The sequence below is a fragment of the Halorubrum sp. SD612 genome, assembly GCF_002135005.1.
Genome location: NZ_NEWI01000113.1, coordinates 1 through 8,897, shown reverse-complemented (window position 1 = coordinate 8,897; position 8,897 = coordinate 1). Strand labels below are relative to the sequence as shown.

Here is an 8,897-nt window from a genome sequence, read left to right as displayed (position 1 = left end):
GCTCGTCCCCTCCGCGCCGAGTCCGCCCCGGCGGCCGCGGCCGACCGCGACCGCACGACCGACAGACGCCACCATGAACATCGGCTTCTTCACAGACAGCTACTTCCCCGGGATCGACGGCGTCACCTACACCATACAGGCGTGGCGCGAGCGCCTCGAAGCGCGGGGCCACGACGTGTACGTCGTCTACCCCGCGAGCAGCCACGAGCCCGACGACGGCGAGATCCCGGTCCGCTCGCTGCCGAACCCGTTCTACCGGCAGTACCGCTTCCCCACCTACCGCCGCCTCTCGACGCTCCCCGACCTCGACGTCGTCCACTGTCACGGCCCGGCGTCGACTGGGTTGATGGGGCTCCGGTACGCGAAGCGGTACGGCGCCACCTCGGTGTACACCCATCACACCCCCGTGGAGGACTACTTCGTCCAAGGGCTCAAGTCCGAACGGCTCGCCGCGCTCGCGGGACGGGCGTACGTCGCCTACGAGAACCGCTTTTTGAACGCGTTCGACTGCGTCACCGCCTCGACCTCGCGGATCCGCCGCGACGTGAAGCCGTACCGGCTCCCGGTCGGCATCGAGATGGACCGGTTCCGCCCCCGCGAGAACGCCGGCGCGGACTCGCTGGCGGCCGACGGGGGACCGAACGGAGACGACCGGCCCGTCGTCGGGTACAGCGGTCGGATGACCCGCAAGAAGAACGTCGACGAGATTCTCCGGCTCGCGGCGCGGCTCCCCGAGGCGCGGTTCGAACTCGTCGGCGAAGGGCCGGTCCGGGCGGAGCTGGAGGCGGACGCCCCGGCGAACGTCCGGTTCCACGACTTCCTCCCGCGGGAGGAACTCCCCGACTTCTACGCCGCGCTCGACGTCTTCGTCACGGCCTCGACCTGCGACACGCTCGGGCTCTCGACGCTGGAGGCGAACGCTTGCGGCACCCCGGTCGCGGCCGCCGACGTGGCGCCGTTCGACGAGACGATCGGTCCGGAGAACGGCGCGCGGTTCACGCTGGACGACCTCGACGACATGGAGCGCACGGTCCGCGACTGCCTCGACGGCGACAGGGACACCCGCGCGGCGGTCGAGCGGTTCTCGGTGGAGCAGACCGTCGACGAGCTCGAATCGATCTACGGGGTGACCGGCTAGATGGGCGCGGACAACGTCGACGCCTTCCAGCGGCTCGTGTTCTCGGTGCCGCGGCTCCGGGTTCAGGCCGCCGCGCTCGTCCTTCTGAGCGGGGTGTACGGCGTCGCCACGGTCGCGGCGATAACGGTCTTCACGCCGTTCGCTCTGGACCCGTCGCGGATCGTGCCGGTGGCGGTCCTCATCTTCCTCGTCCCGTTCGTCGTCGCCGCGGAGCTGTTCCCCCGCGTCCTCGACGGCTACCCGCGGCCGTGGAGCTACTTCCTCGCGCTCACCTCGCAGTTCGTCCTGTTCGTGTACGCGCTCGTGCTCTCCGGCGCGGACAACGTCGGGAACGCGTGGAGCATCATCTGGCTGAGCTTCATCACGCTGTACCTGCTCAACATCCTGGTGCTCGTCGTCTCGACGGGGATCGACCGCTCCGACCGGATCCTCCTCGCGTCGCTCGCCGAGCCGGCCCTGCTCATCGCCGCCTTCTACGCGCTGGGCGGGAGCGAGCTCGGCTTCTCGACGTACCGCCACGTGTTCGCGTTCGCGTCGCTGCTCATCGCGGCCGGGTTCCTCGTGTTGGTGCTCCTCGTCGTCGACTACCTGATCCGGAGCAACACCGACGTCTCCGCGTTCGCGCTCACCTCCGGACTGCTCCGGAACGACCGCGAGTCGCTCGACTTGGGCGTCGAGGCCCGCCCCGCGGTCGAGACGTTCGCGGTCGATAACGGGGACCGGCTCACCGTCGCGGCGCCGTGGGTCCACCCCGGTCCGCTCGGCGGGTTCGGCGGCGGCCAGCTGAGCGGGAACCTGATCGACGCGCTGAACGGCGCTCGGGAGGGCGAGGACGGCGCGACCGACCGCGCCGCGGTCGCGGCCGACGGCGGAGCCGCCGCGGACGGCGACGCCGGCTTCTTCTTCCACGTCCCGTGTACCCACAAGGAGGACCTCTCGGACCCGGCGGACGCGGAGCGGATCCTCGACGCGGTCGCGGACCCGGACCGGACGGAGCGAGTCTCGCGGCTCGTCACCGAGTCGTACGGCGAGCGGGAGGGGTACGCGGACGTCAGGTTCCACGGCCGACGGATCGGCGACCGGCAGGTGATCGTCCTCCACGGCGAGGGGATCGACGACTACGACACCGGCGTGTTCATGCGCGACGTGGACCACGACGAGGTGCTGCTGATCGACCAGCACAGACACGACATCCAGAACGGCCCCGAGGTGGAGATACAGTACGGCTCCGCCGAGGCCGACCGGCTGAAGCGCGCGTTCGACGACTTCCGCGACCGGCTCGCGACGGCCGACCTCGCCGACGGCTACGCCGCCGGTTTCGCGGTGACGCGGACCGCACAGAACGCGCTGGCGATGGTCGAGTCCGTCGACGGACAGGAGGTGCTCTGGATCGGCGTCGACACGAACGGCCTCACCCCGGACGTGCGGGCGACCGCCGACGCGTGCCGCGACGAGTTCGACGCCGTTATCCCCTTCTCGACGGACACCCACGCGTCGATCCACGAGCTGGCCAACATGCGCGAGTCCGACCTCGACGCCATCGAGCGCGCGGTCGACCGCGCCGTCGACGACGTCGCGCCCGCGACCGTGGGGTTCGCGAGCCGACGGACGGAGCCGGTGAAGCTGCTGAAAAATGACTACAACGGGCTCGTGTTCAGCGTCAACATCCTCATCCGCCTGACGATCATCGCTCTGGTGACGCTGTACGTGCTGCTCGTGCTGTGGCTCTTCTTCTGAGACGGTGGTACTCCGGGCGAAGCCGCACCCGCCGTTTTTGTGCGCTCGCTCCGAGACCCCGATATGGTCTCCCGGACCCTCCTCCTCAGCACCGATCGGACGCCGAAACGCGCCCTCGGCGTCGTCGCGGCCGCGTTCGTCTCCGCCTCGCTCCTCGTCGTCCTCCCGTGGGAGCCGACGGGAGCCGCCGGACGCTATCCCCTCTGGGCGGCCCTCATCGCCGTCGCGGTCGGCGCAGCCGGGGACGCCGGACGACGTCGCGGCGGCCTCCTCGTGGGCTGGGGAGCCGTCTTCCTCGCGACCGTCTGGGTCTTCGTCGTCCCGCCGCTCGCTGCGCTCGCCCGCCGCGATACGCTCGGCGACGGCGGGTACGCGGTCCCGCGTCCGTCCGTCGTCGCTCTGCGTCCCCGCGCCGAACTGCTGACCGGGCTCCGGATCGGCCCGGTCGTCGCTCTCGTGGTCGCTCTCACGCTCGGGAGCGCGGCATTCGTCGCCGGCGCGGCGGTGCGCAGACGGACGGATCGGCCGTGACGACCCGCGCTACTCGAACGCCTTGACCCCGAGGGCGGAGGCCGACGCGCCGCCGATCACCATCGGGAGCCAGTAGACCGCGCCGCGGAAGACAAGGACCGCGGCGGTGATCGCGGACGCGGCGACCCCGGTCGTGGGCACGAGGAGGCCGACGAGCGCGGCCTCGATGCCGCCGAGTCCGCCCGGGAGCGGCGTCGCGCCCGCGACGTACGACAGCGGGACGACGAAGACGGGGATCAACGGCGAGACCGGGTGCCCGACCGCGGCGAACGCGACGGTGAGCGCGGCCGCCTGAAACAGCCACCCGACGAGCGAGAGGGCGACGATGCCGAGGAGCCGCCGCCGGTCCGTGCCGACGCGCTCGATGTCGGCGAAGAAGTTCCCCAGCCGGTCGGCGAGCCCCGCCTCGATCGTTTCGGCGTCGAAACGCTCGAACCGCCCGAGGAACGGCCTGACAGCGCCGGGGACGCGGTCGACGACGGCGGTGCGGTAGCGCCAGATGAAGGCGATCGCCGTGACGATCGCGGCGATCAGGCCGACCGCGCTCGCGACGGCGAACCCGACGCGGTCGCCGACCGCGGTGGTGGCCGCGTACGACCCGACGCCGAGGAACACGAGCGAGACGGAGGGGACGACGTTGAGCACGTCGACGCTCGCGATGCCGACGAGCCCCGTCTCGTAGCGCGCCTCGCCCACCCTCGAGATGAGCGCGGCGGCGACCGGCTCGCCCCCGGCCTGCCCGAACGGGGTGACGTTGTTGGCGAACGCGGCGCCGCTGTACACGAGGAACGCGGTCGGGACGGACATCTCGACGTCGAGCGCGCCCAACACCGCGCGCAGCATGAGGCTCCACGCGGCGAGCCAGCAGAGCCCCAGTCCGGCGGCCGCGGCGACGAGCGCCGGGTCGGCGCGGACGAGCGCGTCGACGACGCGATCGACCCCGACGACGACGAAAAGCACCGCGAGGAGGAGGACCGCGCCGCCAGCCCCCAAGATTAGCGCGCGCCGTTGTGGGCCTTCCATAGACGGGGTGGGTCGGTAGCGAACTTGAAACGTCTGCTTCGCGGCCGCCGCGCGGCCCTCTCGACCCCGGAGGCGCCGAATGGGAATACATACGTACCGGCGGGCCGACGACTCACCCAATGGAAGATCAGCGGTTCCTCGAGTCGGACTGGGACTACTGTCTGGTGCTCGACGCGTGCCGGTACGACGTGTTCGCCGACGTGTACGACGAGTACCTCGACGGGACGCTCGAAAAGCGCGAGAGCGTCGGGTCGTCGACGCCGGAGTGGGCCTACCGCACGTTCACGGGCAAACACGACATCGCGTATTTCTCCGGGAACCCGTTCATCAACGACCTCGGGATCCCGCTGAACGAGCTCAAGTGGGGCGCCAGCTGCGACTACGAGTGGACCGCCTCCGAGCACATCAGCGACATCCACGACGTCTGGAAGACCCAGTGGGACGACGATCTCGGCACCGTCCCGCCGGAGGGGCTCACCCGGGCGTACCGGAACAACCTCGACGCGGTCGAGCGCGCCGACCGCACCGTCCTCCACTACATGCAGCCGCACGCTCCCTACCTCTCCCGCGGGAAGGGGCAGAAGCTCAAGCAGATCCAGAAGGGGATCAGAGAGCAGGGGGAAGAGGAGGCGAGCGACGGCGGCGACGACGACGGCGGACTGCTCTCCTCGCTCAGCGACACCGTCCGGCCGAAGATCGAGAGCCGGCTGGACGACAGCGAGTTCGCCCAGAAGGCAGGGCTGTGGCTCGAACTCGACCCGAAGGACCTCGTGACGGACGGCACGCGCGTGACCGCGCTGTCGATGTACGAGGAGAACCTCCGGATCGCCTTGGAGAGCGTCTCGGAGCTCGTCGAGGAACTCGACGGCGACGTCGTCGTCACCGCCGACCACGGCGAGGCGTTCGGCGAGGAGGGCGTCTGGGAACACCACATCGAGACGTACATCCCCGCGCTGATGGAGGTCCCGTGGCTGGAAGTCGAGTGATCGGCTCCAACCGGGTCCACCGCCGGTGTCTCCGATGAAGGTCAGCCACTACTTCGAGTTCGAGGAGCACGTCACCGGCGGGATGGCCGCGTCCGTCGACCACCAGCGCAAGATGTTCGACCGGGTCGGGATCGAGTACACCCCGGAGCCGACGCTGGACGCCGACGTACTCCACCTCAATCTGATGGGCCCGCGCTCGGTCTGGTACGCGCGGCGCGCCCGGAAGGCGGGCGTGCCCGTCGTCGCGCACACCCACGTCACCGCCGAGGACTTCGGCGACAGCTTCCGGTTCACGAACGCGCTCGCGCGACCGCTGAAGCCGTACCTCCGGCGCGCGTACGGGCTCGCAGACCGGCTCGTCTGTCCCTCCGAGTACAACCGCGACGTGATCCGCGGGTACGCGGACGTGCCGACGACGGTCGTCTCGAACGGGGTCGACCGCGAGAAGCTCGACGGCTTCGAGTCGCTGGAAGCGGAGTACCGCGAGCGCTACGACCTCGACCCGCCGACGGTGTTCATGGTCGGCCACGTGATCAAGCGGAAGGGGTTAGAGACGTTCGTCGAGACGGCCCATCGGATGCCGGACGTCGACTTCGCGTGGTTCGGCCACGTCGACCGATCGCTGAAGGGCCGCGAGACGAAGCGGCTCATCGACGAGGCGCCGTCGAACTGTACGTTCACGGGGTTCGTCGACGACATCCGAGGCGCGTACGCCGCGGGCGACGTGTTCTGTTTCCCGACCCACGAGGAGAACGAGGGGATCGCGCTGCTGGAGGCGATGGCGGCCGGGAAACCCCTCGTCGTGCGCGACATCGAGACGTTCTCGTGGCTGGAAGACGGCGAGGAATGTCTGAAGATGGGCAGCGAGGGCGGTGGAGACGGCGCCGCGAGCGCGGACGTCACCGACGCCCCCGGAGACAACGTCGAGGGCTTCGTCAACGCGCTAGACGAGCTCCGCGACGCCGACCGCCGGGCGGGACTCGGTGCCAACGCCGCGGCGCGAAGTGAGGAGTTCTCGCTCGACGCGATCGCCAACCGGTACCGCTCGCTGTACGCGGATCTCGTTTGAGCGGTCCGGAGCGGCCGATCGGCGGCCGTTCGCGGAAACTTGCGAAAACCGCAGTTGGTATGTCCTCCGGTCGACTCCGTAGAGCCAAATGACTCGTGTGAGCGTTATCGGCTGCGGGAACATGGGCGGCGCCCTGCTCAGGGGGCTTGCCCGCGCGGAGGGGTACCACCTCACGGCGATCGACCTCGACCTCGAGGCGCTCGCCGCGATCGAAGACGCCGTCGACGAGACGACCGGGGACGTGGCGGCGGCGCGCGACGCCGACATCGTCGTCCTCGCGGTGAAGCCCGACGTGGCGCCGGCGGTTCTCGACGACCTCGACCTCCGGGCGGACCAGCAGCTCGTGACGCTGGCGGCGGGGCTCCCCCGCGAGTTCGTCGCCGAGCGCACGGACGCGCCGGTCGTCAGGATCATGCCCAACCTCGCCGCCGAGACGGGCGACATGGCCGCGGCGGCGACGAACGCGGGCCTCACCGACGAGGTCCGCGAGATGCTCGACGCGGTCGGGGAGTTCGTCGAGGTCGACGAGTCGCTGATGCACGTCTCGACCGCCGTCAACGGCAGCGGCCCCGCGTTCGCTTTCTACCTGATCGACGCGATGAAGCAGGGCGGGATCGACAGCGGACTCGACCCCGAGCAGGCGGAGACGCTGGCCGCCCAGACGTTCAAGGGCGCCGCAGAGACGGTGTTGCGCGACGACCGCAGCGTCGACGAGCTGATCGACGCGGTCTGCTCGCCCAACGGGACGACGATCGAGGGGATGGACGTGCTCTGGGACAGCGACGCCGACGAGGCGGTCGAGGACGCCGTCGCGGCCGCGGAGCGTCGCTCCCGAGAGCTCGCCGAGGCCTTCGACGATGCCTGAGGACGCGAGCGTCGAGCGAGTCGGCACGGCAGACCCCGAGCGCGTTGAGGCCGCTCGGCGGGAGGCGGCCGGCGCGGACCGGGTGATCGTCAAGGCCGGAACGAACTCCCTGACCGACGCGGACTCCCGGCTCGACCGCGTGAAGCTCGACAAGCTCGTCGCCGACGTGATGGACCTCCGCGAGCGCGGCACCGAGGTCGTGTTGGTCTCCTCGGGGGCGGTCGGCGCCGGCACCGGACGGCTCGACGTGGGACCGGAGTCGCGCGACGGGGTCGACTCGATCGCCGAGAGCCAGGCGCTCTCGACGGTCGGACAGGGGCTGTTGATGCGCCACTACACGCAGAGCTTCGAGCGGTTCGACCAGGACGTGGCGCAGATCCTCGTGACGGGCACGGACCTCGACGCGCCGGAGCGGTTCGACAACTTCACCAACACCGTCGAGAAGCTGCTGTCGTGGGGCGTCGTCCCCGTGGTCAACGAGAACGACGCGGTGGCGACCGACGAGCTCCGGATCGGCGACAACGACATGCTGTCGGCGTCGATCGCGATCGGTCTCGACGCCGACCTCCTCGTGACGCTCACCGACGTCGACGGCGTCTACACCGGGAATCCGAAGCGCGACGCGGACGCCGAGCTAATCGAGGCGGTCGACGACGGCTACGAGCGGCTCCGCGAGATCGTCGGCGACGGCACCGCGACCGACTTCGGCGGGATCCGCACGAAAGTGGAGGGCGCCCACGACGTGAGCCGCAACGGGATCCCAGCGATCATCGCGGGCTCCGCCGAGCGCGACGTGTTAGCGCGGATCGTAGCGGGTAAGCCGACGGGCACGCTATTCATGCCAGAGACTGGTGACGACGATGAGTGACACCGACACGGAACCGGACACCGACGTGGAGGCCGACACCGACGAGCTGGCCCGGCGGGCCGAACGCGCCGCGCTCCGGCTCGCGAACGCCGACGAGGCGACGCGGAACGAGGCGCTCCGGTCGATCGCCGACGCGATCCGCGAGCGCGAGTCCGAGATACTCGACGCGAACGCGGTCGACGTCGAGGAGGCGGAGCGGATGCTCGCCGAGGGGGAGTACACGCAGGCCTTAGTCGACCGCCTGAAGCTCGACGAGACGAAGATCGAGGAGATCGCCTCGATGGTCGAGTCGGTCGCCGCACAGGACGACCCGCTCGGGGAGACGCTCGCGGCGCGCGAGCTCGACGAGGACTTGGAGCTGTACCGGGTCGCCGTGCCGATCGGCGTCGTCGCGACCGTGTTCGAGTCGCGGCCCGACGCCCTGGTCCAGATCGCGGCGCTCGCGTTGAAGTCCGGCAACGCCGTCGTCCTCAAAGGAGGCAGCGAGGCCAGCGAGTCGAACCGCGTGCTGTACGAGGCGATCGTTGAGGCGACCGCCGACCTGCCCGACGGCTGGGCCGCGCTCATCGAGGCGCACGAGGAGGTCGACCGCCTGCTCGAACTCGACGACCGCGTCGACCTCGTCATGCCGCGCGGCTCCTCGGAGTTCGTCTCCTACATCCAGGAGAACACCCAGATCC

At 70.2% G+C, this 8,897-nt stretch carries 9 protein-coding genes; 8 read left to right on the top strand and 1 reads right to left on the bottom strand.

Going from position 1 to position 8,897, the window contains the following annotated elements; genetic code table 11:
- Nucleotides 1–73 precede the first annotated feature (73 nt).
- The 3 genes from B9G38_RS12240 to B9G38_RS12230 all read left to right on the top strand — a co-directional run bounded on the left by B9G38_RS12240 (nucleotide 74) and on the right by B9G38_RS12230 (nucleotide 3,406).
- Complete coding sequence (locus B9G38_RS12240; protein ID WP_086220554.1) at nucleotides 74–1,138, top strand: glycosyltransferase; 1,065 nt, start codon at nucleotides 74–76, stop codon at nucleotides 1,136–1,138.
- The gene (locus tag B9G38_RS12235) at nucleotides 1,139–2,875 is read left to right on the top strand and encodes a DUF2070 family protein (RefSeq protein WP_086220553.1); all 1,737 of its coding nucleotides are present in this window, start codon (nucleotides 1,139–1,141) and stop codon (nucleotides 2,873–2,875) included. It abuts the gene before it with no gap.
- Between the two features lie 63 nt (nucleotides 2,876–2,938).
- The gene (locus tag B9G38_RS12230; protein ID WP_086220552.1) at nucleotides 2,939–3,406 is read left to right on the top strand and encodes a hypothetical protein; all 468 of its coding nucleotides are present in this window, start codon (nucleotides 2,939–2,941) and stop codon (nucleotides 3,404–3,406) included.
- Nucleotides 3,407–3,415: 9 nt separating this feature from the next.
- On the opposite strand, the gene B9G38_RS12225 is transcribed toward B9G38_RS12230, so the two are convergent.
- Nucleotides 3,416–4,429, bottom strand: a complete 1,014-nt coding sequence (locus tag B9G38_RS12225; protein WP_086220551.1) for a lysylphosphatidylglycerol synthase transmembrane domain-containing protein — start codon at nucleotides 4,427–4,429, stop codon at nucleotides 3,416–3,418.
- Nucleotides 4,430–4,548: 119 nt separating this feature from the next.
- On the opposite strand from B9G38_RS12225, the gene B9G38_RS12220 reads away from it, so the two are divergent.
- From B9G38_RS12220 to B9G38_RS12200, 5 genes are all read left to right on the top strand, one after another.
- Nucleotides 4,549–5,415, top strand: coding sequence for a hypothetical protein (locus B9G38_RS12220; RefSeq protein WP_086220550.1), 867 nt, complete (start codon nucleotides 4,549–4,551; stop codon nucleotides 5,413–5,415).
- A gap of 34 nt (nucleotides 5,416–5,449) precedes the next feature.
- Nucleotides 5,450–6,484, top strand: a complete 1,035-nt coding sequence (locus B9G38_RS12215; protein ID WP_086220549.1) for a glycosyltransferase family 4 protein — start codon at nucleotides 5,450–5,452, stop codon at nucleotides 6,482–6,484.
- Nucleotides 6,485–6,572: 88 nt separating this feature from the next.
- A complete protein-coding gene (proC, locus tag B9G38_RS12210; protein ID WP_086216370.1) occupies nucleotides 6,573–7,349 on the top strand; it encodes a pyrroline-5-carboxylate reductase in 777 nt (258 codons plus the stop codon).
- Nucleotides 7,342–8,217, top strand: a complete 876-nt coding sequence (proB, locus tag B9G38_RS12205) for a glutamate 5-kinase (RefSeq protein ID WP_086220548.1) — start codon at nucleotides 7,342–7,344, stop codon at nucleotides 8,215–8,217. Before proC ends, proB begins: the two co-directional genes overlap by 8 nt.
- Nucleotides 8,201–8,897: aldehyde dehydrogenase family protein (locus B9G38_RS12200; protein ID WP_143415435.1), on the top strand; the 697-nt coding region annotated here is incomplete at its 3' end. The genes proB and B9G38_RS12200, both read left to right, overlap by 17 nt.

What these genes read in the sequence shown, in the direction of transcription:
- B9G38_RS12215 (WP_086220549.1), top strand. Translation starts at nt 5,450, where the DNA reads ATGAAGGTCAGCCACTACTTCGAGTTCGAGGAGCACGTCACCGGCGGG.
- B9G38_RS12240 (WP_086220554.1), top strand. Translation starts at nt 74, where the DNA reads ATGAACATCGGCTTCTTCACAGACAGCTACTTCCCCGGGATCGACGGC.
- proC (WP_086216370.1), top strand. Translation starts at nt 6,573, where the DNA reads ATGACTCGTGTGAGCGTTATCGGCTGCGGGAACATGGGCGGCGCCCTG.
- B9G38_RS12225 (WP_086220551.1), bottom strand. Translation starts at nt 4,429, where the DNA reads ATGGAAGGCCCACAACGGCGCGCGCTAATCTTGGGGGCTGGCGGCGCG.
- B9G38_RS12220 (WP_086220550.1), top strand. Translation starts at nt 4,549, where the DNA reads ATGGAAGATCAGCGGTTCCTCGAGTCGGACTGGGACTACTGTCTGGTG.
- B9G38_RS12235 (WP_086220553.1), top strand. Translation starts at nt 1,139, where the DNA reads ATGGGCGCGGACAACGTCGACGCCTTCCAGCGGCTCGTGTTCTCGGTG.
- proB (WP_086220548.1), top strand. Translation starts at nt 7,342, where the DNA reads ATGCCTGAGGACGCGAGCGTCGAGCGAGTCGGCACGGCAGACCCCGAG.
- B9G38_RS12230 (WP_086220552.1), top strand. Translation starts at nt 2,939, where the DNA reads ATGGTCTCCCGGACCCTCCTCCTCAGCACCGATCGGACGCCGAAACGC.